Source organism: Streptomyces sp. 150FB (genome assembly GCF_000818195.1).
Classification (GTDB): Bacteria; Actinomycetota; Actinomycetes; order Streptomycetales; family Streptomycetaceae; genus Streptomyces.
This window is the reverse complement of the sequence record NZ_JTHL01000001.1, coordinates 950,029-975,793: the sequence shown is the minus strand read 5'-3', so window position 1 is coordinate 975,793 and position 25,765 is coordinate 950,029. Positions and strand designations below refer to the sequence as shown.

At 69.7% G+C, this 25,765-nt stretch carries 24 protein-coding genes; 12 read left to right on the top strand and 12 right to left on the bottom strand.

Translation table 11 applies throughout. The annotated features are described in order from the left end of the window. Positions 1-45: 45 nt before the first annotated feature. Entirely contained in the window at positions 46-1,737 is a 1,692-nt protein-coding gene (locus tag QR77_RS03695) for an ABC transporter family substrate-binding protein (RefSeq protein WP_040019641.1), read from the bottom strand. A 186-nt stretch (positions 1,738-1,923) separates the two neighbouring features. Between QR77_RS03695 and QR77_RS03690 the strand changes: the two genes are divergently transcribed. From QR77_RS03690 to QR77_RS03655, 7 genes are all read left to right on the top strand, one after another. Beyond that, complete coding sequence (locus QR77_RS03690; RefSeq protein ID WP_040019640.1) at positions 1,924-2,904, top strand: ABC transporter permease; 981 nt, start codon at positions 1,924-1,926, stop codon at positions 2,902-2,904. 65 nt (positions 2,905-2,969) lie between these two features. Beyond that, positions 2,970-3,890 (top strand): ABC transporter permease, encoded by a 921-nt coding sequence (locus QR77_RS03685; protein ID WP_040019639.1) that lies wholly within the window; start codon positions 2,970-2,972, stop codon positions 3,888-3,890. Continuing rightward, positions 3,887-5,932 carry an ABC transporter ATP-binding protein gene (locus QR77_RS03680; protein WP_040019638.1) on the top strand — a complete coding sequence of 682 codons (2,046 nt, stop codon included), beginning with the start codon at positions 3,887-3,889 and terminating at the stop codon, positions 5,930-5,932. The genes QR77_RS03685 and QR77_RS03680 overlap by 4 nt, the downstream gene beginning before the upstream one ends. Before the next feature lie 102 nt (positions 5,933-6,034). Then, the gene (locus tag QR77_RS03675) at positions 6,035-6,913 is read left to right on the top strand and encodes an ABC transporter substrate-binding protein (RefSeq protein WP_040019637.1); all 879 of its coding nucleotides are present in this window, start codon (positions 6,035-6,037) and stop codon (positions 6,911-6,913) included. A 107-nt stretch (positions 6,914-7,020) separates the two neighbouring features. Beyond that, positions 7,021-7,842 (top strand): amino acid ABC transporter permease, encoded by an 822-nt coding sequence (locus QR77_RS03670; RefSeq protein WP_236711049.1) that lies wholly within the window; start codon positions 7,021-7,023, stop codon positions 7,840-7,842. Further along, positions 7,839-8,600 carry an amino acid ABC transporter ATP-binding protein gene (locus QR77_RS03665; RefSeq protein WP_040019636.1) on the top strand — a complete coding sequence of 254 codons (762 nt, stop codon included), beginning with the start codon at positions 7,839-7,841 and terminating at the stop codon, positions 8,598-8,600. The genes QR77_RS03670 and QR77_RS03665 overlap by 4 nt, the downstream gene beginning before the upstream one ends. Positions 8,601-9,292: 692 nt before the next feature. After that, on the top strand, positions 9,293-10,528 hold the full coding sequence (locus tag QR77_RS03655; protein ID WP_040019633.1) for a flotillin family protein: 1,236 nt from the start codon (positions 9,293-9,295) through the stop codon (positions 10,526-10,528). 90 nt (positions 10,529-10,618) lie between these two features. Here QR77_RS03655 and QR77_RS03650 read toward each other — a convergent pair whose 3' ends face one another. Together QR77_RS03650 and QR77_RS03645 are read right to left on the bottom strand one after the other, a co-directional pair. Further along, entirely contained in the window at positions 10,619-10,954 is a 336-nt protein-coding gene (locus tag QR77_RS03650) for a metalloregulator ArsR/SmtB family transcription factor (protein ID WP_040027243.1), read from the bottom strand. Positions 10,955-11,013: 59 nt separating this feature from the next. After that, a complete protein-coding gene (locus tag QR77_RS03645) occupies positions 11,014-11,475 on the bottom strand; it encodes an SRPBCC family protein (protein WP_040019632.1) in 462 nt (153 codons plus the stop codon). A gap of 222 nt (positions 11,476-11,697) precedes the next feature. Here QR77_RS03645 and eno point away from each other — a divergent pair, with 222 nt between their 5' ends. Next, a complete protein-coding gene (gene eno, locus QR77_RS03640; protein WP_040019631.1) occupies positions 11,698-12,990 on the top strand; it encodes a phosphopyruvate hydratase in 1,293 nt (430 codons plus the stop codon). A 91-nt stretch (positions 12,991-13,081) separates the two neighbouring features. Here eno and QR77_RS47340 read toward each other — a convergent pair whose 3' ends face one another. From QR77_RS47340 to QR77_RS03615, 5 genes are all read right to left on the bottom strand, one after another. After that, positions 13,082-13,240, bottom strand: a complete 159-nt coding sequence (locus QR77_RS47340) for a hypothetical protein (protein WP_040019630.1) — start codon at positions 13,238-13,240, stop codon at positions 13,082-13,084. Positions 13,241-13,300: 60 nt separating this feature from the next. After that, positions 13,301-14,254, bottom strand: coding sequence for a cytochrome c oxidase assembly protein (locus QR77_RS03630; RefSeq protein ID WP_040019626.1), 954 nt, complete (start codon positions 14,252-14,254; stop codon positions 13,301-13,303). 144 nt (positions 14,255-14,398) lie between these two features. After that, positions 14,399-15,424, bottom strand: coding sequence for a 6-phosphofructokinase (locus QR77_RS03625; protein WP_040019624.1), 1,026 nt, complete (start codon positions 15,422-15,424; stop codon positions 14,399-14,401). 133 nt (positions 15,425-15,557) lie between these two features. Then, a complete protein-coding gene (locus tag QR77_RS03620; RefSeq protein ID WP_040019623.1) occupies positions 15,558-16,286 on the bottom strand; it encodes a glutamine amidotransferase in 729 nt (242 codons plus the stop codon). 64 nt (positions 16,287-16,350) lie between these two features. After that, positions 16,351-17,589, bottom strand: coding sequence for a MurT ligase domain-containing protein (locus tag QR77_RS03615; protein ID WP_040019621.1), 1,239 nt, complete (start codon positions 17,587-17,589; stop codon positions 16,351-16,353). Positions 17,590-17,704: 115 nt separating this feature from the next. Here QR77_RS03615 and def point away from each other — a divergent pair, with 115 nt between their 5' ends. Continuing rightward, complete coding sequence (def, locus tag QR77_RS03610) at positions 17,705-18,259, top strand: peptide deformylase (RefSeq protein WP_040019620.1); 555 nt, start codon at positions 17,705-17,707, stop codon at positions 18,257-18,259. A 19-nt stretch (positions 18,260-18,278) separates the two neighbouring features. Here the strand turns inward: def and QR77_RS03605 are convergent, their stop codons facing one another. After that, positions 18,279-18,923 (bottom strand): TetR family transcriptional regulator, encoded by a 645-nt coding sequence (locus QR77_RS03605; RefSeq protein WP_040019619.1) that lies wholly within the window; start codon positions 18,921-18,923, stop codon positions 18,279-18,281. Positions 18,924-19,108: 185 nt separating this feature from the next. Here QR77_RS03605 and QR77_RS03600 point away from each other — a divergent pair, with 185 nt between their 5' ends. After that, positions 19,109-20,338, top strand: a complete 1,230-nt coding sequence (locus QR77_RS03600; RefSeq protein ID WP_040019618.1) for an acyl-CoA dehydrogenase family protein — start codon at positions 19,109-19,111, stop codon at positions 20,336-20,338. Between the two features lie 103 nt (positions 20,339-20,441). Here the strand turns inward: QR77_RS03600 and QR77_RS03595 are convergent, their stop codons facing one another. Then, complete coding sequence (locus QR77_RS03595) at positions 20,442-20,930, bottom strand: glutathione peroxidase (protein WP_040019617.1); 489 nt, start codon at positions 20,928-20,930, stop codon at positions 20,442-20,444. Between the two features lie 129 nt (positions 20,931-21,059). Between QR77_RS03595 and QR77_RS03590 the strand changes: the two genes are divergently transcribed. Continuing rightward, positions 21,060-21,278 carry a DUF6011 domain-containing protein gene (locus QR77_RS03590; RefSeq protein WP_052489526.1) on the top strand — a complete coding sequence of 73 codons (219 nt, stop codon included), beginning with the start codon at positions 21,060-21,062 and terminating at the stop codon, positions 21,276-21,278. A gap of 29 nt (positions 21,279-21,307) precedes the next feature. On the opposite strand, the gene QR77_RS03585 is transcribed toward QR77_RS03590, so the two are convergent. Beyond that, complete coding sequence (locus QR77_RS03585) at positions 21,308-22,195, bottom strand: acyl-CoA thioesterase II (RefSeq protein ID WP_040019615.1); 888 nt, start codon at positions 22,193-22,195, stop codon at positions 21,308-21,310. A gap of 64 nt (positions 22,196-22,259) precedes the next feature. Then, positions 22,260-24,833 (bottom strand): DEAD/DEAH box helicase, encoded by a 2,574-nt coding sequence (locus tag QR77_RS03580; protein WP_078876470.1) that lies wholly within the window; start codon positions 24,831-24,833, stop codon positions 22,260-22,262. A 60-nt stretch (positions 24,834-24,893) separates the two neighbouring features. Here QR77_RS03580 and QR77_RS03575 point away from each other — a divergent pair, with 60 nt between their 5' ends. Beyond that, entirely contained in the window at positions 24,894-25,685 is a 792-nt protein-coding gene (locus QR77_RS03575; RefSeq protein ID WP_040019613.1) for a metal-dependent hydrolase, read from the top strand. Positions 25,686-25,765 lie beyond the last annotated feature (80 nt).

Sequence of the window (25,765 nt, the reverse complement as noted above, 5' to 3'; positions counted from 1 at the left end):
GCCGCGACGGGCGGCCCGGCCCGGTGGGGCCGGGCCGCCCGAGTGCTACTTCTGCCAGCCCATCTTCACGAAGTTCCAGTCACCGAGTCCCGGAGGCCCGAAGTTGGCGAGTCCCTCGCGCACCGCCTGGATCTGCGGACGCTGGTACAGCTCGATGGAGTGGCCCTCGGCCCAGATCAGCTTGTCGGCCTGGTTGTAGAGGGCGTTCGACGTGTCGGGGTCGGTGCTCTGGCCCGCCTGCGTCATCAGCTTGTCGATCTCGGGACTGCCGATGCCCCCGAAGTTCTGGTAGAGCTGGCTGCCCTTGGTCTGCTGGAAGACCGGGAACAACAGGGAGCGGAAGATCTCGTCGACATTGCGGAAGCTGGTCAGGTCGAAGTTCCCGCGGTTGATGAACTTGTCGAAGAAGTCGCTCTCGGCGACCTTCTGGATCGTGACCTTGATCCCGGCCTGGCCCAACTGCTGCTGGACGATCTGCGCCTGGTCGACCGACGACGTGGAGGAACCCGCACTGATCAGGTACTGGAGGGCGAGCGGCTTGCCGTCCTTGGTGCGGGGCTTGCCGGCGCCGTTGTCCTTCCAGCCCGCCTCGGTCAGCAGCTTCTTGGCGCCTTCGAGGTCGTACGTCCCCCACTTGCCCGCGTTCGCCTGATAGCCCTTCTGGTTGGGCATGAAGAAGTGGTTGTCCAGCGGCGGCACCGGGACGTTCAAGTCCTTGGAGAACGCCGCGATGATGCCCTTGCGGTCGACCGCCAGGTCCACCGCCTGACGCAGTTTGAGATCCTTCAGAAGACCGTGGTTGCCGAGGGTGATGTGCACCTCGTCCCAGCGGGCCCCGGTCCTGATCTCCGTGCCGGGCGCCTTGACCAGCCGCTTGTAGTCCTCGGGCAGGATCGCCGGGGTGTAGTCGATCTCCTTGTTGAGATACGCCTCGGTCTGCGCCGGGATGGCCATCGCGCGCCATGTGATGGAATCCAGCTTGGGCTTCGTGCCCCACCAGGCGGGATCGGGGACCGTGGTGACCGTCTGGGCCGTCTTGTCGAGGGCCTTGAGCTTCCAGGGGCCCGCCGTCACCGGGATCTTCTCGGACCAGCCCTTGTTGAACTTGTCCGGGGTGTCCATCTGGTCGGCAGGCAGCAGCGGACGGAACAGGGCCTGCCAGTCCGCGTACGTCTTGTCGAAGGTGACCTTCACCTCCTGGTCGTTCGCCCCGCGCGTCACACCCGATATCTGGTTGTAGCCGCTGCTGTCGGCGACCAGGTACCGGTCGTCGGTGCCTCGCAGCGCCTTCCAGATCGCCGCGAAGTCGCGGTAGCTGAGCGGCTTTCCGTCGGACCACTTGGCCTTGGGGTTCAGCTTGTACGTCACCACCTGCGGGGAGGTCGAGGTGACCGCCGCCGACACCAGGTAGTCCGGGTCCGGGTGGGCGACACCCTGCGCGTCCCTGGGCATCAGTACGGGCTCGAACTCCTCCAGGATCGCCTGGGCGTCACCGTTCTTGCCGTCCACCTGGTACGAGTTGTACTGGCTGATCCACTGCTGGACCGACAGCTTCAGCGACCCGCCCTGACGGACGTTGGAAGCCGGCTGCGGATTCAGGCCCTGCGCGTCGGCTGCCGGGGCCTTGCCCTTCTTCGCCGCTCCGTCGGAGTCGCCGGAGGAACTACAGCTCGCCAGTACCAGAGCGGCCGAGACGGTGACGACGGCTACGGCGGTGGACCTCAAGGGTCTTGGCATAGGTGTTCCTCCGGTGCGTGCGGGGTCGTGACGGCCGATGCGGTAGATGTATAGCACCGCGATCGAGGCGAAAGGCCGCCGTTCACCCGGCTGTAAGCGGTTTCGGGCGACTGACATGTGCCTTTCACGGAAGAGTAACGTTCTGCGACGAAGATCCATGCGGGGCCCTGGTGAGAGGAACCACACGTGACGGCCTATCTGGCCAAGAGACTTGGCTACTACGCGGTGCTGCTGGTGGTCGCCGTGTGTCTCTCGTACCTCCTCGCCTCCACCGCGCTCGACCCGCGCGCCTACTTCGCCGGCCGCAAACCACCGCCGCCACTGGCCGATGTGAACGCCCACCTCACCGCGCTCGGCCTCAACGACGAGACCCCGCTGCCCGAACGGCTCTGGCACTGGTTCGCCGGCGCGGTGCACGGCGACTTCGGCCGCACCATCGACGACACGTCCGTGGCCGCCGAGTTCGGCCGCCGACTCGGCGTCAGTCTGCGACTGCTGCTGGTCGGTACGGTGCTCGGCACGGCCTTCGGCATCCTCGCCGGCGCCTGGACCGCCGTACGCCACTACCGGCTCTCCGACCGCACCGTGACGTTGATCTCCTTCCTGCTGCTGTCCACCCCGACCTTCCTGCTCGCCGTGCTGCTCAAGATCGGTGCGATCAAGCTGAATTCGGTCCTGGGCACGGATCTGATCCAGTTCACCGGGGAGAAGGACCCCGACCTCCAGGGCGGGTTGCTCGCCGTACTGCGCGACCGCGGGGTGCACCTCCTGCTGCCGACCCTCTCCATAGGGCTGGTCACAGCGGCGGCCTACAGCCGCTACCAGCGCAACACCATGCTGGACGTGCTCGGCGCCGACTACCTGCGCACCGCGCGCGCCAAGGGCCTGAGCCGCCGCACCACGCTGCTGAAACACGGGCTGCGCACCGCGCTCATCCCGATGTCGACGTACTTCTCGTACGGCTTCCTCGCCCTGTTCACCGGGGCCACCTTCACCGAGATCATCTTCGGCTGGCACGGCATGGGGGAGTGGCTCGTCGACTCCATCGGGAAGAACGACGTCAACTCCGTCGTCGCCGTCTCCACGTTCGCGGCCTTCGTCGTCCTGCTCTCCGGTTTCCTGGCGGACATCCTGCACGCCGCCCTCGACCCGCGCGTCCGCACCTGAAGGCCCGAGTGTCCCTGCCTGAAGGGCCCGGGTGTGTCCGTACCTGAAGAGGAAGTTCAGACGCCATGACCGTCCAGACCGTCGCGGCGGCGGCAGATGCCACCGTCGACCAGCCGGAGAACGCCAGTGCCCTGCCCGGACGCGCCGGGGTGGTGCTCCGCCGCTTCCTCGCCAGGAAGACCGCCCTCGCCGGGGTGACGGTGGTGGTCCTGCTCTTCGTACTCGCCTTCGCCGGCCCGTACTTCACCCACTGGAACTACTCCGACATCGACTACACCGAACTGCGCTCCGCCCCCTCGGCCGACCACTGGTTCGGCACCAACCGCATCGGCCAGGACGTCTTCGCGCAGACCGTGCGCGGCCTCCAGAAGTCGCTGCTGATCGGGCTGCTGGTCGGGCTGGGCGCCACCGCGGTCGCCGCCGTCGTCGGCGCGTGCGCCGGCTACTTCGGCGGCTGGGCCGACCGGGGACTGATGTTCCTCGTCGACCTGCTGCTGGTCTTCCCCAGCTTCCTGATCATCGCCATCCTCGCGCCACGGCTGAAGGGCGAGGGATGGCTCGGCTTTGTCGGCCTGCTCGCGCTCTTCGCCTGGATGATCACCTCGCGGGTGATCCGCTCCATGACCCTCTCGCTGCGCGAGCGTGAATTCGTGCGCGCCGCCCGGTACATGGGGGTGCGGCCGGTCCGGATCATCCTCCGGCACATCCTGCCGAACGTCGCCTCCTTCCTGATCATCGACGCGACCATCGCGGTCGGCGGCGCCGTGATGAGCGAGACCGCCCTGTCCTACTTCGGCTTCGGAGTCCAGTCGCCCGACGTCTCCCTCGGCACCCTCATCGCCGACGGCACGAGTGCGGCCGTGACCTACCCGTGGATGTTCTTCTTCGCCGCCGGGCTGCTCGTGGTGTTCGTGCTCGCTGTCAATCTCATCGGGGACGCGCTGCGTGACGCGTTCGACCCGACCTCAGGAAAGGCCCGCTCATGACGGCCGTTCTCGAAGTACGCGACCTCGCGGTCGACTTCGCCGGCAGCCCCGCCGTACGCGGTGTGGGCTTCGAGCTGGAGCGGGGCGAAGTCCTCGGCATCGTCGGCGAGTCGGGGTCGGGCAAGTCCGTCACCGCGCTCGCCGTGCTCGGCCTGCTGCCGCACACGGCGACCGTGAGCGGCTCGGTCAGGCTCGACGGTACGGAGCTGATCGGCGCCCCCGAGGCGACCCTCAACTCCGTGCGCGGGGCCCGGATCGCGATGGTCTTCCAGGACCCGCTGTCCGCCTTCACCCCCGTCTACCGGATCGGCGAGCAGATAGCCGAGGCGGTCCGCGCCCACCAGGACATCTCCAAGGAGAAGGCGGCGCTGCGGGCCGTCGAACTCCTCGACCTCGTCGGCATCCCCGAACCGCACATCAGGGCCGCGGCGTTCCCGCACGAGTTCTCCGGCGGGATGCGCCAGCGCGCCATGATCGCGATGGCCGTCGCCAACGACCCCGACGTCATCCTCGCCGACGAACCCACCACCGCCCTCGATGTCACCATCCAGGCGCAGGTCCTGGACGTCCTGCGCACCGTACGGCGTGAGACCGGCGCCGCCATGGTGCTCGTCAGCCACGACCTCGGGGTGATCGCGGGCAGCGCCGACCGGGTCGCCGTGATGTACGCGGGCCGCGTCGTCGAGACCGCGCCCGTCGAGGAGTTGTTCGCCCGGCCGCGTATGCCGTACACCCTCGGGCTGATCGGCGCCGTACCGAGACTGGACAGCGCCGGGCAGGCGCCGGTGGCGCTGGTCCCCGTACCGGGCGCGCCGCCCGCCGTCGGAGCGCTGCCGCCCGGCTGCCCCTTCGCGCCGCGCTGCCCGCTCGCCGTGGACGCCTGCCTCGACACCGAACCCGCGCTGACCGGATCGGAGGGAACGGCCCATCTCGCCGCCTGTGTCCGGGCGGACGAGATAGCCGAGCGCGCCCTAGGACCCACGGACGTCTTCCCCGTCCCCGAGATCCCGGCGCGCACCACCGAACACACCGACACCGTCCCGGTGCTGCGGGTGCGCGACCTCGCCAAGACGTTCCCGCTCTACAAGGGCAGTGTGTTCAAGCGCCGGATCGGCAGCGTCCACGCCGTCGACGGTGTGGACCTCGACATCCGGCAGGGCGAAACCCTCGGCCTGGTGGGGGAGTCGGGCTCCGGGAAGTCCACCACGCTGTACGAGATCCTCGGCCTGCGCCCGCCCGAACGCGGCGTCGTCGAAGTCCTCGGAAGTTCAACGGCTGACCTGACGAGCCGTCAAGTGCATGCGCTCAGGGCCCGGTTGCAGCTCGTCTTCCAGGACCCGATGGCCAGCCTGGACCCCCGGATGCCGGTCGGCGACATCATCGCCGAGCCGCTGCGCGCGCAGGGCGCCGACCGCGCCCGCATCGGCCGCCGTATCCCCGAACTGCTCCGCCTGGTCGGCCTCGAACCCTCCCACGCCGCCCGCTTCCCGCACGAGTTCTCGGGCGGCCAGCGCCAGCGGATCGGCATCGCACGCGCCCTGTCCGTCGAGCCGGACCTGCTCGTCCTCGACGAGCCGGTGTCGGCGCTCGACGTGTCCATCCAGGCCGGGGTGCTGAATCTGCTCCAGCAGCTCAAGGCGGAACTCGGCCTCGCCTACCTCTTCGTCTCGCACGACCTGTCCGTCGTCCAGCACATCGCCGACCGCGTCAGCGTGATGTACCTCGGGCGCACCGTCGAGGCCGGCGCGGTCGACGAGGTCTTCGCCACCCCCCGGCACCCCTACACCCAGGCGCTGCTGTCGGCCGTGCCGCTGCCCGACCCCGTACGCGAGCGGCGCAGGGAACGGATCCTGCTGGCCGGGGACCCGCCGAGCCCGACCCGCCGCGAGGAGGGCTGCCGCTTCCGGGGCCGGTGCCCCGTCTTCGCCGGTCTCGACGCCGGGGACAAGGCGCGTTGCGAGAGCGAACTGCCCGCGCTCCTGCCGTACGGAACCGACCAGGTGGCGGCCTGTCACTTCCCACGGGTACGGGAGGTGTTCTGATCCCGGGCGGACGGGCGGGGTCGGAATCGGGGGATCCGGATTTCACCGGATCGCAATCCGCTCATCTCGACAGACGACCCCGGACAATGTAATTCTCCCGCCATGCACATCAGCCCCCGAAGATACGTCCCTGTCCTTTTCGCCGCAGCCGCCGTCGCGGTGGCGGGCTGCGCGCCACAGGCGACGCCCGAGCCCACGGACAAGGCGGCAGGCCCCGCGTCGGCTGCCGCCTGCGCCAAGGGGAAGCTGGCCACCACGGTCAAAGGGCAGTTGACGGTCGGCACCGACAAACCCGCCTACGCGCCCTGGTTCGTCGATGACGACCCGGCCAGCGGCAAGGGATTCGAGTCGGCCGTCGCGTACGCCGTCGCCACGTCCCTCGGCTACGCCAAGGACCAGGTCGTCTGGCAGACCGTCCCGTTCAACAGCTCCTTCGCTCCCGGTGAAAAGAAATTCGACTTCGACATCAACCAGATCTCCATCAGCGCCGAGCGCAAGCAGGCCGCCGACTTCTCCTCCGGTTACTACGACGTCCGCCAGGCCGTGATCGCACTGAAGAACTCCCCGTACGCGAACGCCACGTCGATCGCCGACCTGAAGGGCGCCAAGCTCGGCGCGCAGGTCTCCACCACCAGCCTCGACACCATCAACGACATCATCAAGCCGAAGCAGCAGCCCGCGGTCTTCCAGAAGAACGACTTCGCCAAGTCGGCGCTGCGCAACGGCCAGGTCGACGCCATCGTCGTCGACCTGCCCACCGGCTTCTACATCACCTCGTCCGAGGTGCCCGACGCGAAGGTCGTCGGCCAGTTCAAGAACTCAGCAGGCACGGCAGAGCAGTTCGGACTCGTCCTCGACAAGGGCAGCAAGCTCACCTCCTGTGTGACGCGCGCCGTCGACGGCCTCCGCGAGGACGGCACCCTCGCGGCCATCGAGAAGAAGTGGCTCTCCGAGGCTGTGAACGCTCCGGTGCTCAAGTGACCACAGAGGCCCTCCGCGACAAGAACGACAAAAACAAGAAGGACGGCGGAGGCGGTACGGACAACGCGAGCGACCGCGGCGACGGCTACGAGCCGTCGCCGCGCCGCCTGGAGCGCGAGCGCCACAAACGCGCCCGCGCGCGCCGCGCCACCGGTGTGGCCGCGCTCTCCACCGTCGTGACCGCCGTGATCCTCTACCTCGTCATCACGGGCTCACCCGGCTGGCAGCGCACCCGCGAGACCTTCTTCAGCGCCAAGTACGCGCGCATCGCGCTGCCCGACGTGCTCAAGGGGCTGCTTCTCAACCTCGAACTGCTCGTGATCTGCGGAGTCTGCGTCCTCGCCCTCGGACTGCTGATCGCGATCGCCCGCACCCTGCGCGGCCCGGTCTTCTTCCCGCTGCGCGCGCTGGCCGTCGCCTACACCGACTTCTTCCGCGGACTGCCCCTGATCATCTGCCTGTTGATCTCGGTCTTCGGCATCCCCGCGCTCCGGCTCCAGGGCGTCACCACCAACCCGGTGGCGCTCGGCGGATTCGCCCTCGTGCTGACCTACTCCGCCTACGTCGCCGAGGTGTTCCGCGCCGGCATCGAGTCCGTACACCCCTCGCAGCGCGCCGCCGCCCGCTCGCTGGGCCTCTCCAGGGCCAAGACACTGCGCTACGTGGTGCTGCCGCAGGCGATCCGGCGTGTGGTGCCGCCGCTGCTCAACGACCTCGTCTCGCTCCAGAAGGACACCGGGCTCGTCTCGATCGGCGGCGCCATCGACGCCGTCGCCGCCGCGCAGATCATCGCCGGGAAGGACTTCAACTACACGCCGTACGTGATCGCCGGCCTCATCTTCGTCGCCGTCACCATCCCCATGACCCGCTTCACCGACTGGCTCACGGCCCGTATGGACGGCCGGCGCGCCCAGGGAGGGACCGTATGACCGCCGCCGACACCCCTCTGCTGCGCCTGGACTCCGTACGCAAGACCTTCGGCCGGGGCAAGGTGGTCCTGCGCGACGTCTCCATCGACGTGGCGCCGCACACCGTGACCGCGCTGATCGGAGCCTCCGGTTCGGGCAAATCGACCCTGTTGCGGTGTGCGAATCTGCTGGAGGAGATCGACGACGGGGCGATCTTCCTCGACGGCGAGGAGATCACGGACCCGAGGGCGGACCACGACGCCGTACGCCGCCGGATCGGCGTGGTCTTCCAGGCCTACAACCTCTTTCCGCACATGACGGTCCTCGACAACATCACGCTGGCACCGCGCCGCGTCCTGCGCGTCCCGCGCGCCGAGGCGGAGGAGGCGGCCAGGGAACTGCTGGAGCGCCTCGGGCTCGGCGACAAGGCGGGGGAGTACCCGGACAGGCTCAGCGGCGGCCAGCAGCAGCGGGCCGCGATCGTGCGCGCGCTCGCCGTGCGCCCCAAACTGCTGCTCCTCGACGAGATCACGGCGGCGCTCGACCCGGAACTCGTCGGCGAAGTGCTCTCGGTCGTACGCGACCTCAAGGGCGAGGGGATGACGATGGTGCTCGCCACCCACGAGATGGGGTTCGCCAGAGAGGTCGCCGACCAGGTGTGCTTCCTGGACGACGGTGTGGTGCTGGAGCGCGGCACCCCCGGGCGGATCTTCGGCGAACCGGCCGAGGAGCGTACGCGTCAGTTCCTGCACCGGATCGTCGAGGCGGGCCGGCTCTGAGGGCCTGGTTCCTCCGAGGGGGCTGGCGACCTGACCCCCTGACGACCTGACCCCCTGTCCGCCGGGCGGCCGGAAGGCGTCGCTCCGCTCGACACCCCCCGGGCGCGGGGGGAGTTACGCACCGACGCCGGGCGGACGCGCCGGGTGACGCGCGGGCGGCGGGCGTCGCCGGGCGCTCGGGAGCAGCCAAAATACGTCCGGTGGACAGGGCGCGACCTTGCCCGGGGTGACGCTCTCCTGACCCCTCTCGGAGTACTGTGAAGCTATCGAGGGCATGTAGCCGTCGGCCGGTTCGCCGGGGGCGTCCTCGACGATCGACGAGGTCGGAGGCGCGGTCCTCCAGAAGGCGTGGTCACCCCATGACGGTCCGGAGGACGGTCCTGAAGGAAACGGGTGGGGCAACGACGTATGTGCGCGGCAGATGACTCCCACCAGAGTCCCGTCGGAGCGATCGGCCGGGTGACGGTGCCGATTCCACCGGACGGTCCTGGCGAGGTACTGGTAGCCGTACGGGGCGGATCCGAGGCCTACGCGGCCTGGTCGGACCAGCCCATCGGCAGACACATCCGGGTGATCGTCACCGAGAGCATTTCCGCTCGGTCGGTGATCGTGGAGCCATTCCCTTCCTGAGAATTTCTTCTTCCCTGACCCTGAAGACCATGTGGACCATGTAGTACGACAGGAGTTCCCTCATGCTGTTCTGGCATGTACCCGCGCCCAACGAGGCGATGCTCATCTCCGGCTCCAAACGACAGGCCCAGGACACCCAGTTCCGGATCGTCACCGGGCACGGAAGCTTTGTCCTCCCGATCAAGCAGAAGGCCCGCATGCTGTCGCTGGCGCTGCGGGAGGCGGAAATCATCGAGGACTGCGTCACGCAGCAGGGCATCCGGCTGAACGTCCGCGCGGTGACGGTCTTCAAGGTCGGCGACGACGCCGTGTCGATCGCCAACGCCGCCCGGCGCTTCCTCGCCGAGCAGGACCGGATGGAGGAGCTGGTCGGCCGGATCTTCGCCGGGCACCTGCGCTCCATCATCGGCGGACTGACGGTGGAACAGATCATCCGCGAGCGTGACCGGGTCGCCCAGGAGGTGAAGGCGGGCAGCCACAGCGAGATGGAGAAGCTGGGCATCGTCGTCGACGCCCTCCAGATCCAGGAGATCAACGACGCCACCGGCTACATCAACAACCTGGCGGCGCCGCACGCCGCGGCCGTCGCCGCGCAGGCCCGTATCGCCCAGGCGAAGGCGGACCAGGAGGCGGCCGAGCGCGAACAGCAGGCCGCGGCGCTGAAGGCCGAGTACGAGCGGGACACCGCGATCAAGCGCGCGGGCTTCCTCGCCGAGACCGAGCAGTCCAACGCCCGCGCGGCGCAGGCCGGACCGCTCGCCCAGGCCAGGGCCTCGCAGGAAGTCATCGAGGAACAGACCTCGTTGGCCGAGCGGCAGGCCCAACTGGCCGCGCAGCGACTCGAAGCAGAGGTCAGGCGTCCGGCGGACGCCGAGGCCTACCGGCAGCGCACCCTGGCCGAAGCCGCCCGTGACCAGGCGAAGTTCGAGGCCGACGGTGGCGCGTACGCCGAGCGGACACTGGCCCAGGCGCAGGCCGACGCGAACAGCGCCCGTGCCGAGTCCCTGAAGGACGGCAACCAGGAACTGATCGCGGCCAACCGCATCGTGGAGAACCTCCCCGCGCTGGCGGAAGCCGCTGCGAAGGGCCTGGCCGGTGCGAATGTGACCGTCCTCAACGGCACCGAGGGTGTCAACGAGATGGCGGCCGGCCTCGTCGGACAGGGCATGGCCATCCTCAACTCGTTGCAGCGCGGCGCCGGTTCACCGAACGGCGGCGGCAACCCGAGCGCGAACCCGACGCCGAGTGTGAACGGCAAGACGCCGGTACGGCTCGACGAATCCAACACGCAGAGCTGACCCGGACGTCTTCCGGACCCGACCTGCCACGCACGCGCCGACGGGCTCCCGCCCTCCCCCGGAGGGCAGGGGCCCGTCGGCGCGTCCGGATCAGGTGGCGTCGGGGGAGTCGGCCGCCTCGGTGATGCCCTCGGCGATGCGTTTGACGGCCGAGAGCCGTACGTCCCACTCCGCGGCCTTGCCGTCCAGCCACCGGGCCGTCGCCCCGAGCCGCGCCGGACTCACCGCGTACCGCGCCTCGCGGCCCTCCCGGCGGCCCGCGACCAGGCCGGCCCTGTGCAGCACGGCGAGGTGCTTGACGATCGCCTGTCTGCTGACGGGCAGTTCGGCGGCGAGGACCGTGGCGGTCGCCTCACCGTGTGCGGCGAGGGCGTCGAGAATCCGGCGCCGGGTCGGGTCGGCGAGCGCCGCCAGTACCTCCGTCACGGCGTCCTGATCCCCCGGGCCGCTCGCCTTGCCCGCGTTCCCCGCGTCCGCCTCCGACGTCATGCGCCGAGCTGCTCCACGTACTGCCTGAGCTTGTCGACCATCTCGGTCCAGCCTTCCGTGTGACTCTCCTTCGAGGCGTTCTTCCTCGTCTCCTCGGGGATGACGATATCGGCGAAGCCCGTCTCCACCACACGCAGCCTGGTGCCCTCACCCTCCGGCGTCAGCGTGAACTCGACGAGGGTCGAGTTGCCCTCGTCGGCGACCTTCCCCGGATAGGCGCTCGCCCACCGGTACGAGAAGTGGCGCGGCGGGTCGACCGTCACGATGGTCGTGGGGAACTGGCCGAACTCCCCGTGGTCCAGGTGCATGATGCCGCCCGGCCGCAGATCGACGGGCGTGGGCTCGCCTTGGCCGAACCACCGGCCCACGTGCTCCGGTTCCGTGATCACGGCCCACACCCGCTCCACCGGTGCGGCGATGCTGATCTCCCGCTCGATGCGGTCAGCGGTTTCCGACATGGTTCCTGCCTCCGTTGCTGGGCTCTTTCATTCGCAACTCAATGGTTGCACTACATCGACGGTAGTGCAACCCAAGGGTTGCGCATGACACCGTTCGTACCGCGTCGGTGCCGACCTCGACGGTCGAACCGGTCTTGCGGCACTCCGGCCGGGCGCGATACGTTCCGTCCCGAGTGGAGTTAGTTCCGCAAATAAACAAAGTGCCTTCACCTGGGGAGAGTCATGACCCGGATCATCCGGACAACCGGCCGCGAGATCGTCGACAGCCGTGGCAACCCGACGGTCGAGGTGGACGTCGAACTCGCCGACGGCTCGATCGGGCGCGCGGCGGTGCCCTCCGGCGCCTCCACGGGCGCGCGTGAAGCCGTGGAGCTGCGCGACGGGGATCCGGACCGCTACCACGGCAAGGGCGTTCTGCGGGCCGTCGGCTTCGTCAACGGCGAGATCGCCGACGCCGTACTCGGCCTCGACGCCGAGGACCAGAGCGCCGTCGACACCACGCTGATCGACCTCGACGGCACCCCGGCCAAGGCCCGGCTGGGCGCGAACTCGATCCTCGGCGTCTCGCTCGCCGTCGCCAAAGCCGCGGCGGCCGCGCACCGCCTGCCGCTCTACCGGTACATCGGCGGCGCGGGGGCGACGCTGCTTCCCGTGCCGATGATGAACATCATCAACGGCGGCGCGCACGCCGACAATCCGCTGGACTTCCAGGAGTTCATGATCGCGCCGATCGGCGCTGCGACCTTCGCCGACGCCGTACGGATGGGCTCCGAGGTCTTCCACACCCTGCGCGCCGACCTGCTCGCCGCCGGACACAGCACCGGCGTCGGCGACGAGGGCGGCTTCGCGCCCGGCCTGCGCACCGCCGACGAGGCGCTGGAGTTCGTCATCGGCGCCGTCGAGCGCACCGGCTACAAGCCGGGTGAGGACATCACCCTCGTGATGGACCCCGCCACCTCCGAGTTCTTCCGCGACGGCGTCTACGACTACACCGGCGAAGGTGTGCGCCGCAGCGCCGAGGAGCACGTCGGCTACCTGGCGGGACTGGTCGAGCGGCACCCCGTCGCCTCGATCGAGGACGCGATGGCCGAGGACGACCTCGACGGCTGGCGGCTGCTGATGGCGCGGCTCGGCGACCGCGTCCAGCTCACCGGGGACGACGTGTTCTGCACGAACGAGCAACTGCTGCGCGAGGGCATCCGCGACGGGATCGCCAACTCGATCCTGGTGAAGGTCAATCAGATCGGTACGCTCACCGAGACCCTGGCGACCGTCTCCACCGCCCACCACGCGGGCTACACCGTTGTCATGTCGCACCGGTCGGGCGAGACCGAGGACACCACCATCGCCGACCTCGCCGTGGCCACGGGCTGCGGTCAGATCAAGACGGGCTCACTCTCCCGCTCCGACCGCAACGCCAAGTACAACCAGCTCATCCGGATCGAGGAGGAGTTGGGCGGCCAGGCCAGGTACGCGGGCAGGCAGGCACTCGGCCTGCGCGGCGCCGCGGTCTAGACGTACGTACACCCCCCGGCGCACACCGGCGCACGCCGGAGCGGACAGCCGTACGGGGCCGGGGAACCGCCCCCGGCCCCGTACGGGCAGGTCAGTTGCCGCGCGCGGCGACGAGGCCGATCGTGACGAGCCCCAGTACCACCCAGCCGAACCAGAGCCAGCCGTTGCTGCCGAGCGCCGCTGTGTAAGCCGTCACCGTGATCAGCGTACCGACGGTGAGCACACCCATCGTCTTCGTGGATCCGGACATATGCGTCTCCTCCCGGCCGAGGCCGTGAACGCCATAGTCGCCCGTGAAGGGTGGTTCGCGCTACCGCCCGCGCGTCTGGAGCGAGGCAAGGTAGGCGTTGTAGGCCACCAGCTCCTTGTCGCCGTCCCGGTCCGCGGCCCGGTCGGAGCGCCTCGACTCGCGCTGTTCGGAGTTGTACCACTGGAAAACCAGCGCGATCAGCACCAGCACGGACGGGATCTCGCTGAACGACCACGCGATGCCGCCGGCCGCCGTCTGGTCGCTCAGGGCGTCGATGCCCAGCGAGGCCATCGGGTGGCGGTACGCGTTGACCATCGGCTCGCTCGCCATCATCAGGGCGATACCGAAGAACGCGTGGAACGGCATCCCGGCGAACAGCTCCAGCATCCGCATCACATAGCCGGGCCTGTGCGGCCCCGGATCCACGCCCATGATCGGCCAGAAGAAGACCAGGCCGACGGCGAGGAAGTACACCATCATCGCGATATGCCCGGCGTCCGACCTCATCAGGAAGTCGAACAGCGGCGTGAAGTACAGCCCGTACAGGCTCGCGATGAAGATCGGAATGGTGAAGGCGGGGTGCGAGATGACCCGTACGAAACCGCTGTGCAGCACCGCCAGCAGCACCTCGCGCGGGCCCTTGTGGCCGCGCCGGCTCGCCACGGGCAGGGCGCGCAGCGCCAGCGTCACCGGGGCGCCGAGCAGCAGCAGGATCGGCGAGACCATGCTCATCACCATGTGCTGGACCATGTGCACGCTGAACATGACCATGCCGTAGTCGTTCAGCTTCGTGCACATCGTCAGGGCGATGGTCAGCACACCGATGGTGAACGCGACGACCCGCCCCGGCGACCAGCGGTCCCCGCGCCTGCGCAGCCGCAGCACGGCGTAGCCGTAGGCCGCCAGCGCCAGCAGACAGCCGGTCAGGAAGAAGTAGTCCGGCGAGTACTGAAGGCCCCGCCCCAGCGTGAACGGCGGCAGATCCATCGTCATGCCGTGCCCGCTGTGATCCATCCGCGTTCTCCTGTGGGGGCGTTCGTGCTGCTTACGGTTTGATTCGTACCGCTTGTCCGCACCAGAGTAGAACCGCGCCGAACCGGGCCGGCGACCGGGGGCGGCCGACAGCGGCTCAGCCAGCGGCTCAGTGCCCCGGGCCGCTCAGAGCACGCACTCGGCCTCCGCGTACCGCTCGGCCGGTACGGTCTTCAGCGTCTCCACGGCCTCCGCCAGCGGCACCATGACGATGTCGGTGCCGCGCAGCGCGGTCAACATGCCCAGCTCGCCCCGGTGCGCCGCCTCCACCGCGTGCCAGCCGAAGCGGGTCGCCAGGACCCTGTCGTACGCCGTGGGGGTGCCACCGCGCTGGACATGGCCGAGTATCACCGGCCTCGCCTCCTTGCCGAGCCGCTCCTCCAGCTCGACGGCGAGCTGCCGCGCGACCCCGGCGAAGCGCTCGTGGCCGTACACGTCCTTGCCGCCCTCGTCGAACACCATGGACCCCTCGCGCGGCTTGGCGCCCTCGGCGACCACGACGATCGCGAAGCGCTTGCCCGCCGAGAAGCGCTTGCCGACCAGCGCCGCCAGCTCGCCTATGTCGAAGGGGCGCTCGGGTACGACGATGGCGTGGGCGCCCGCCGCCATGCCGGAGTGCAGCGCGATCCAGCCGGTGTGACGGCCCATGACCTCGACGATCAGGACGCGCTGATGCGACTCGGCGGTGGTCTTCAGCCGGTCGAGCGCGTCGGTGGCGACCCCGACGGCCGTGTCGAACCCGAAGGTCACATCCGTCGACGCTATGTCGTTGTCGATGGTCTTCGGCACCCCGACGATCGGCAGCCCGGCCTCCGAGAGGAGGTTGGCGGCCTTCAGTGTGCCCTCGCCGCCGATCGGGATGATCACGTCGAGACCGAGGTCGGCGACATGGCCCCTGGCGCGCTCCACACCGTCACGCAGATGCGCCGGCTGCACCCGGGACGAGCCCAGGATGGTGCCCCCGCGCGCCAGGATGCCGCCGACCGCGTCGAGGTCGAGCCTGCGGAAGTCGCACTCCAGGAGGCCTTTCCAGCCGTCGTGGAAGCCGATCACCTCGTCACCGTGATCGACGACGGCGCGGTGTACGACAGACCTGATCACGGCGTTCAGGCCGGGGCAGTCGCCGCCTGAGGTGAGCACACCAATTCGCATTGCCCGGATTACCTTTGCAGTGTGGGCCGGCGGCCGGACCGCGTTGTCCGGACCTGATCGCCGCCACCCTACCGGCGCACCCTGGGGGTACCGAACCCCGCGTCCGACTGCTGGACACGCCCCCCGGCACTGCTCAGGCGGGCTGGGTCGCCGCCTGGATGCGCTCGTTCCGCAGCGCCTCGTACCAGCGGTCGTCGGTCGGCGGCAGCGCGTTCACGTCCAGCGCGAGCTTGAGCAGCAGGTCCGCGATGTGCGGATTGCGCGCCATGACCGGACCGTGCATGTACGTACCGAAGACGGTGTCGTTGTACGCGCCCTCCGTGCCGTCCCCCGTGCCGTTGCCGCGGCCGAGCCTGACCTGTGCGAACGGCCTCGCCGAGGGACCCAGATGAGTGATGCCCTGATGGTTCTCGAAGCCCGTCAGCGGCGGCAGCCCGAGCCGGGGATCGATGTCGCCGAGTACGTCACCCACGCAGCGCGAGCCCTCGCCCCGGGTGGAGACCACGTCGAGCAGACCGAGCCCGGCCTCGCGCTCGCCGAGGTCGTTGACGAACTCGTGGCCGAGGATCTGGTAGCCGGCGCAGACCGAGAAGACGATGGCGCCGTTGGACACGGCCCTGTTGAGCCCGCCGTCACGGCGCAGCCGCTCGGCGGCGAGACGCTGCGGCCTGTCCTCACCGCCGCCGATGAGGTAGATGTCACCGGACGTCGGAATCGGCTGGTCGCTGCGGACGTCCACCCGGGTGACGTTGAGGCGGCGCTGCCGGGCACGGCGCTCCACCACCAGGGCGTTGCCCTGGTCCCCGTACGTGCTGAGCAGGTCCGGGTAGATCCACACCAGGCGCAGGCTGTTGTCGCTCATACTCGCTCGTCCTTCACAAGGGCCGGCTTCAGGGGTTCCATGGCGGTGTCTCGGTCAGCGGATCTCAGTTGCCGACGCGGCGGCGCAGATCCTGGAACGAGGTGTAGTTGGCGATCGCCTCGATCCGTCCCGGCGGCGCCATCTGGACGGCCTCGTCGGCGGTCTCGCAGACCCGGAAGTCGAGGCCCGCGACTTCGAGGCGTACGGCGAGGTCCAGCTTGCGGTCGCCGATCACGAAGATCGGGTGCCCGGCGAGCCGGGTGTAGTCGACGTCCCACAGCCAGGAGGTGTCGGTGCCGTCGGCGCCCCGGGCGTTGACGGCGAGGATGACGGGGGTGGGCGGCGGATCGATGAGGGAGAACGTCTCCAGCCAGCCCGCCGGGTTCTTCGCGAGCAGCAGCCGCAGGTCACGGCCGAGGAAGGACACCACGTCGTACCGGCCTGCCACGGCCTGCACCCGATACATCCGCTCCAGCGCCACCTGCGGCGGCACACCGAACGTCGCCGCCACGGCCGCCGAGGTCGCCGCGTTCGCCTTGTTGGCGCGACCCGGGAGCTGGAGGTGGATCGGCCAGGCGGAGCCGTGCGGGTCGAGGACGTGGTCCCCGTGCAGCACCCAGCTCGGAGCGGGTCTGCGGAAGCCGCACTCGCCGCAGAACCAGTCGTCGCCAGGGCGCTGCATCACACCGCCGCAGGAGGGGCACGACCAGGCGTCGTCCTTCCACTCCTGTCCCGCCGCCACCCACACCACGTTGGGGGACGAGGAGGCGGCCCAGACGATCAGCGGGTCGTCGGCGTTCGCGATGACGACGGCCTTCGTACCCGCGAGGCCCTCGCGCCAGTGCTCGGCGAGCATCCGGGTCTCGGCGGCGCGGTCGAGCTGGTCGCGGGAGAGGTTGAGCAGCGCGATCGCCTTGGGCGTCGTGTCGCGTGCCACTCCGGCGAGGTACTTCTCGTCGACCTCGATCACACCGAACTTGGCGTCCGAGCCGCCCGCGAGCGCCGAGGTGATACCCGCCGGCATGTTCGCGCCGAGCGCGTTCGACACCACGGGCCCCGCGGCGCCCAGCGCCTCCGCGATCAGCCGGGTCGTCGTCGTCTTGCCGTTCGTCGCCGATACGAGGATGACGTCGAGGTGTTGCGCGAGGCGCCCCAGCAGATCGGGGTCGAGCCTGAGCGCCACCTTTCCGCCGATCACCGATCCGCTGCCGCGCCCCGCAGCGCGCGACACCGCCGCCGCGGCCTTGCCCGCCGTCACGGCCAGCTTGGCCCGCGGCGACAGCGGCTCCGTGTTGCCTGACATCGTCCTTGGTCCTCCTCGCATCGGTCCGTGGGTCAGCCTATCGAGATCCGGCCAGGGGCCCGAACCGTGGCACCGGCAGAAGGCAGAGGTCACCGAGGACCGTACCCTGACCGGCATGCGAAACCGTCCGATCCCCGGCAGTTCCGGGCGAGTACGAGCCATCAGGACCCTCGGCGACCCGGTGCTGCACGCGCCCTGCGAGCCCGTCAGCGACTTCGGCCCCGAGCTGGCGCGGCTGGTCGAAGACCTGTTCGCGACGATGTACGCGCACCGGGGGGTCGGGCTGGCGGCCAACCAGATCGGCGTGCCGCTCCGTGTGTTCGTCCACGACTGCCCCGACGACGAGGAGGTCCGCCACCTCGGACACGTCGTCAACCCCCGGCCGCCGGTGGTCGACGGCATCGTGCTGCGCGGCCCCGAGGGCTGCCTGTCGCTGCCGGGCATCGAGGCGGGCACCGAGCGCCACGACCACGCCGTGGTGGAGGGCCTCAACGTGGACGGCGAGCCCGTACGGGTCGAGGGCACCGGGTTCTTCGCGCGCGCCCTGCAACACGAGTGCGACCACCTCGAAGGGATCGTCTACTCGGACCGGCTCACCGGCTGGCGGCGGGCCAGGACGCTGCGTACGGCCCGGCGTACGCCCTGGGGCCGGGGGATCGGGGGCGGTTGAGCCGTTCGTACGAGAGGGCCTAGAAGCCGGGCCCGCCCGCGCGGTTCTCCAGGCCGGCCAGCCGCCCCCACAGCAGGTCGGCCAGGCTGTGTACCAACTGCTCCCGGGAACACGGCCGTTCGCCGAGCCACCAGTCGCCCGCCGCGTGCATCATGCCGACGATGCCATGGCCCCAGACCCGCGCGAGCTGCTCGCCGCCGGGGCCGAGGTCGACGCGCTCCCAGATGACCTTGGCCAGCTCCTCGCCGAGCCTGCGCAGCAGCGGCGCCGAGTGGCGGCCCACGTCGAAGCCCTGCTCCGGCAGGTAGGTGTCCTCTGCCGGGTGCATCAGGAACCGGTAGACCTGGGGCCGGGCCTCGATCGCCGCGAGGTAGGTGTCGAGGGTCGCCTCGACCCGCTCGCGCCGCTCGGCGGGCGCGTCGAGCGCGGCCCGCAGGGCGTCGAGCAGGGCGTCGGTGTGGCGCTTGGCGAGCGCGCGGTACAGGCCGCCCTTGTCGCCGAAGTGCCGGTAGAGGATCGGCTTGGTGATGCCGGCCTCGGCGGCGATCGCGTTCATGGAGGCGCCGGGGCCGTCCCTGAGCACCACCCGGTCGGCGGCCTCCAGCAACTGCCGCCGTCTCTCCTTCGCCGAGCGCTGCTGCTCGGCCTGCTGTGTGGTTTCCATCGGTTCTCCCCCGCCCTGCCCCGCTCAGCGATTCGGTCACGCCTACGCAACGTAACACCCTGCCGCTTGCGGAGGCGGAGGTCACCGAGATCGGTTGACATGGCCTACTTGCGAGTAACAGACTGTGGTTACCGCAAGTAACGAATGCGGGTGGGGTGACGAAGCGATACAGCGCTGGAGGGAACATGGCCGAGTTCACGCTCGAACTCAACGACGACCAGAAGCAGGTCCGCGACTGGCTGCACGGCTTCGCCGCGGACGTCGTACGACCGGCCGCCGCGGAGTGGGACGAGCGTGAGGAGACCCCCTGGCCGGTCATCCAGGAGGCCGCCAAGATCGGTGTCTACTCCCTCGACTTCTACGCCCAGCAGTTCTTCGACCCCACGGGCCTCGGCATCCCGATGGTGATGGAGGAGCTGTTCTGGGGCGACGCGGGCATCGGCCTCTCCATCGTCGGTACGGGCCTCGCGGCCGTCGGCGTCCTCGCCAACGGCACCGAGGAGCAGATCGGCACCTGGATGCCCCAGATGTACGGCGACCCCGACGACGTGAAGCTCGCCGCCTTCTGCTCGTCCGAACCCGACGCGGGCTCCGACGTGTCGGCCATGCGCACCCGGGCCGTGTACGACGAGGCGAAGGACGAGTGGGTGCTCAACGGCACCAAGACCTGGGCGACCAACGGCGGAATCGCCAACGTCCATGTCGTCGTCGCCGTCGTCGACCCCGAGCTGGGTACGAAGGGCCACGCGTCCTTCATCGTCCCGCCGGCGACCCCGGGGCTCTCCCAGGGCCAGAAGTTCAAGAAGCACGGCATACGCGCCTCCCACACCGCCGAGGTCGTCCTTGAGGACGTCCGGATACCCGGCCACTGCCTGCTCGGCGGCAAGGACAAGCTCGACGAGCGCCTCGCCAGGGCCCGCGAGCGCGCCGCGGCGCCCGGCGGCGAGCGGGTGAAGAACGCCGCCATGGCCACCTTCGAGGCGTCCCGCCCCGCCGTCGGCGCGATGGCGGTGGGCACGGCCAGGGCCGCCTACGAGGTCGCGCTCGACTACGCCAAGACGCGCAGCCAGTTCGGCCGGCCGATCATCGACAACCAGGGCATCGCCTTCCAGCTCGCCGACATGCGTACGCGCATCGACGCGTCCCGGCTGCTGGTGTGGCGCGCCTCCTGGATGGCGACGACGGGCAAGCCCTTCACATCGGCCGAGGGCTCCATGTCGAAGCTGTACGCGAGCGAGACGGCGAAGGAGGTCACGGCGCAGGCCGTACAGATCCTCGGCGGCAACGGCTACACCCGCGAATACCCGGTCGAGCGCATGCACAGGGACGCGGCCATCTACACGATCTTCGAGGGAACGAGCGAGATCCAGCGCCTGGTGATCGCCCGGACGCTGTCGGGCATGCCGATCCGCTGAGCACCCGGCCGGACCGCGTTCCGCCGGACCGCGTCCCGGACCTCGTACGACCTGAGTCCGCCCCCGCGCACGCCGGGGGCGGACTCAGGTCGTACGGCTCGGCTCAGGCGGGGAGCTGCGCCTCGATCGCCGCCACGACCTCGGGGGCCTCCGGCTCCGTACGCGGACGGATGCGGGCGACGACCTCGCCCTGCGGGGAGAGCAGGAACTTCTCGAAGTTCCACTGCACGTCGCCGGCCTCACCCTCGGCGTCGGCGGCCGCGGTCAGCTCCGCGTACAGGGGGTGGCGGGTCTCCCCGTTGACGTCCGTCTTCTCCAGCAGCGGGAAGCTGACACCGTACGTGGCCGAGCAGAAGGTCTGGATCTCCTCGGCGCTGCCGGGCTCCTGGCCGGCGAACTGGTTGCTGGGCACGCCGAGGACCGTGAAGCCGCGGTCGCCGTACTGCTTCTGGAGCCGCTCAAGACCGGCGTACTGCGGAGTGAGCCCGCACTTCGACGCGACATTCACCACCAGGACGGCTTTGCCCCGGTAGTCGGCGAGGGACGTGGGCTCACCGGTGAGGGTGCGCAGCGGGATGTCGTAAAGGCTCATCGATATCTCCTCGGTGCAGACGTTAAACACCCATTGTGGACCTCGCCGCGCGCGTTCCGGCCGCCGGGCTGGTAGAGGTGGGACGTGCCCGAATCCCCTGTGCCCGCCCCGCCGTCGTCCGACGTTCCGCTGCCCGGCCTCCAGTTGCCCGGCGCCCGGCCGGGCGGTCCCGCGCCGGACGCGGAACCCCGCCTCGTCAAGTGCGGCATGTGCGGCCGCCCGCTCACCGGCGCCGCCTCCCGCCGCAGCGGCCTCGGTCCGGCCTGCGACGCCAAGCTGCATCCGCCGGCGCCCGACATCAGGACCCGGCGCCGCGAGGCGGAGCAGGACACCATCCCGGGACTGTGACCGAGGCGGGACTGCGACCGAGGCCCCCGTCAGGTCGCCGGGTCCCGCTCCGCCTGCCGCCGGAAGAGCCCTTCCTGCACCACGGAGACCAGCAGCCGGCCCTCCCGGTCGTAGATCCGGCCGCGCGCCAGCCCCCGGCCGCCGGTGGCGATCGGGGACTCCTGGTCGTACAGGAACCACTCATCAGCGCGGAACGGCCGGTGGAACCACATCGCATGATCCAGGGATGCCATGTCAAAGCCGCGCGGCCCCCACAGCGGCTCGACCGGGATCCGGACGGCGTCCAGCAGCGTCATGTCGCTCGCGTACGTCAGCGCGCAGGTGTGCACCAGCGGATCGTCACCCAGCGGGCCCACCGCGCGCATCCACACCGCGCTGCGCGCGTCGGCGCCCCTGACCTCCTCACGGGTCCAGCGCAGCCGCTCGACGTAACGGATGTCGAACGGCTGACGCCTCGCCATCCGCTCCATCGCGTGCGGCAGTTCACCGAGATGCTCCCGCACCTCGTCCGAGACCTTCGGCAGCGACTCGGGGTCGGGAAAGTCGAGGCGCGGCGGCAGTTGGTGCTCGATACCGCCCTCCTCGGGGCGGTGGAACGAAGCCGTCAGGCTGAAGATCGTCCGGCCCTGCTGGAGCCCGGTGACCCGGCGCGTGGTGAACGACCGCCCGTCCCTGATCCGTTCGACCTGATAGACGATCGGCACACCGGGGACGCCGGGCCGCAGGAAGTACGCGTGCAGCGAGTTGACGGGCCGCTCGCCGTCCGTCGTACGCCCGGCGGCGACCAGCGCCTGACCCGCGACCTGCCCGCCGAAGACCCGTTGCAGGGACTCGTGCGGGCTGCGACCGCGGAAGATGTCGACCTCGATCCGCTCCAGGTCGAGCAGGTCGACAAGACGCTCGGCGGCGTTCGTCACGGTGCGTTCTCCTCCGGTCTGGGAGCTGGCGGTGTCAGGGCTGGCGGTCTCGGAGCCCGTGGCCTCAGAGCTGGCCGACGGCGGTGACGTGCAGCACGGCCAGGCCCTCCTCGTCGGAGGCCGCGAGATCGACCTCCGCGCTGATGCCCCAGTCATGATCGCCGTTCGGGTCGGCGAAGGTCTGCCGCACACGCCACAGCCCGTGCTCGGCGTCCTCCTCGATCGCGAGGAGCTTCGGACCCCGGGCGTCGGGACCCGTGCTCATGTCCTCGTACTCGTCCCAGTACGCGTCCATCGCCTCGCCCCACCGGTCGGCGTCCCAGCCCGACTCGGCGTCCAGCTCACCGAGTTCACCGACCTTGTCGAGCGCCGCCAGCTCCACCCGCCGGAACATCGCGTTGCGCACGAGGACCCGGAAGGCACGCGCGTTCCCCGTGACCGGCCGGACCTGATCGGCCTTCTCCTGCGCCTGTTCCGCCGTCTCCACCTCGGGGTTGGCGAGCTGCTCCCACTCGTCGAGGAGGCTGGAGTCGACCTGGCGCACCATCTCGCCGAGCCAGGCCGTCAGATCCTCCAGATCCTCCGACTTCAGGTCGTCGGGGATGGTGTGTTCGAACGCCTTGTACGCACCGGCCAGATAGCGCAGCACGATACCCTCGGTGCGGGCCAGCTCGTAGTGGGACGTGAACTCCGTGAACGTCAGGGCCCGTTCGTACATGTCGCGGACCACCGACTTGGGCGACACAGGATGGTCGCCGACCCACGGATGGCTCGTGCGGTACGTGTTGTACGCGTGCACGAGCAGCTCCTCCAGCGGCCGCGGATACGTCACGTCCTGGAGCAGCTCCATCCGCTCCTCGTACTCGATCCCCTCCGCCTTCATCGCGCCGACCGCCTCACCGCGCGCCTTGTTCTGCTGCGCCGCGAGGATCTGGCGCGGGTCGTCCAGCGTGGACTCCACGACCGAGACCATGTCCAGGGCGTACGAAGGGGATTCGGGGTCCAGCAGCTCGAACGAGGCCAGCGCGAACGTCGACAGCGGCTGGTTCAGCGCGAAGTTCTGCTGGAGGTCGACGGTGAGCCGCACGATCCGGCCCTCCGCGTCCGGCGTCTCCAACTGCTCGACCACACCGCCGTCGAGCAGCGAACGGTAGATCGCGATGGCGCGCCTGATGTGCCGCAACTGCTGCTTGCGCGGCTCGTGGTTGTCCTCCAGCAGATGACGCATCGCCTCGAAGGCGTTGCCCGGCCGGGCGATCACCGACAGCAGCATGGTGTGGGTGACCCGGAAACGGGAGATCAGCGGCTCGGGATCGGACGCGATGAGCTTGTCGAACGCCGTCTCCGACCAGGCGACAAAGCCCTCCGGCGCCTTCTTGCGGACCACCTTGCGGCGCTTCTTCGGATCGTCACCGGCCTTCGCGAGCGCCTTCTCGTTCTCCACGACATGCTCCGGCGCCTGCGCGACGACCAGCCCCGCCGTGTCGAACCCGGCGCGCCCCGCCCGGCCCGCGATCTGGTGGAACTCCCGCGCGCGCAGCGTACGTACGCGGGTCCCGTCGTACTTGGTCAGCGCGGTGAACAGCACCGTACGGATGGGGACGTTGACCCCGACGCCCAGCGTGTCCGTACCGCAGATGACCTTCAACAGCCCTGCCTGCGCCAGCTTTTCCACCAGTCGCCGGTACTTGGGCAGCATGCCGGCGTGGTGCACCCCGATGCCGTGGCGCACGTAACGCGACAGGTTCCGGCCGAACTTGGTGGTGAAGCGGAAGCCGCCGATCAGATCGGCGATCCGGTCCTTCTCCTCGCGCGTACACATGTTGATGCTCATCAGCGACTGCGCCCGCTCCACCGCAGCCGCCTGCGTGAAGTGCACGATGTAGACCGGCGACTGCCTGGTCTCCAGCAGCTCCGTCAGCGTCTCGGTGATCGGCGTCAGCCGGTACTCGTAATACAGCGGCACCGGGCGCGTCGCCGACCGTACGACCGAGGTCGGCCGGCCCGTACGCCGGGTCAGGTCCTCCTCGAAGCGCGTCATGTCGCCGAGCGTCGCCGACATCAGGATGAACTGAGCCTGCGGCAGCTCCAGAATGGGGATCTGCCACGCCCAGCCACGGTCCGGCTCGGCGTAGAAGTGGAACTCGTCCATCACGACCTGGCCGATGTCGGCGTACTTCCCGTCGCGCAGCGCGATCGAGGCGAGCACCTCGGCGGTGCAGGCGATGACGGGCGCGTCGGCGTTCACGGAGGCGTCGCCGGTGAGCATGCCGACGTTCTCCGTGCCGAAGAGCTTGCACAGGTCGAAGAACTTCTCCGACACCAGCGCCTTGATCGGCGCGGTGTAGAACGTCACCTTGTCCTGCGCCAGCGCGGTGAAGTGCGCACCGGCCGCGATCAGGCTCTTCCCGGAGCCCGTGGGCGTCGAAACGATGACGTTGGCCCCGGAGACCACCTCGATCAGCGCCTCTTCCTGGGCCGGGTAGAGCGTGATGCCCTGGCCCTCGGCCCAGGTGGAGAAGGCCTCGAAGAGGGCATCGGGATCGGCATCCGGCGGCAACTGATCGATAAGGGTCACACCCCCATCTTGCCTGCCTTCCGTCCGGATGAGGGAACCCGGCGACGGGCCGAAGATCACTAGCGATACGCTGCCCTGTCAACTGAGCCTGAACACAACTGCAATGGGGCGGGTACGACCATGATGGGACCGGCACACTCTCTGTCAGGGGCAGCGGCCTGGCTGGGGGTGGGAGCCGCGGCGGCCGCCACCGGCCACAGCATGCCGTGGCCAGTACTGGCGGTCGGCGCACTGATCTGCGCGGGCGCCGCACTCGCCCCCGACCTCGACCACAAGGCGGCGACGATCTCGCGGGCGTTCGGCCCGGTGTCGAAGCTGATGTGCGAGATCGTCGACAAGCTGTCGTACGCGGCGTACAAATCGACCCGGAAACCGGGTGACCCCCGCCGTAACGGCGGGCACCGCACGCTGACCCACACGTGGCTCTGGGCGGTCCTCGTCGGCGCCGGAGCCTCCGGGCTCGCGCTCCTCGGCGGGCGCTGGGCGGTGCTCTTCATCCTCTTCGTCCACATGGTCCTGGCGGTGGAGGGCCTGCTGTGGAAGGCCGCGCGGATGTCCAGCGACATCCTGGTCTGGCTCCTCGGCGCGACCAGTGCGTGGACCCTGGCGGACATACTCGACAAGCCGGGCAACGGTGCGGGGTGGCTGTTCGAGCAGCCGGGCCAGCAGTACCTGTGGCTGGGCCTGCCGATCATCCTGGGCGCGCTGATCCACGACATCGGCGATGCGCTGACGGTCTCGGGCTGCCCGATCCTGTGGCCGATCCCGCTGGGCCGCAAGCGCTGGTACCCGATCGGTCCCCCGAAGGGGATGCGGTTCAGGGCGGGCGCCTGGGTCGAGATCAAGGTGCTGATGCCGGCGTTCATGGTGCTGGGCGGGGTGGGGGCGGCGGCGGCGCTGAACGTGATTTAGCGCTGCGTCTCCTGGCGGGTGGCCGTGGTCTGGGGCGGTGCGGTGGTTGTGGCCGGGTCTTGGTTGCGGCCGGTTGGTTT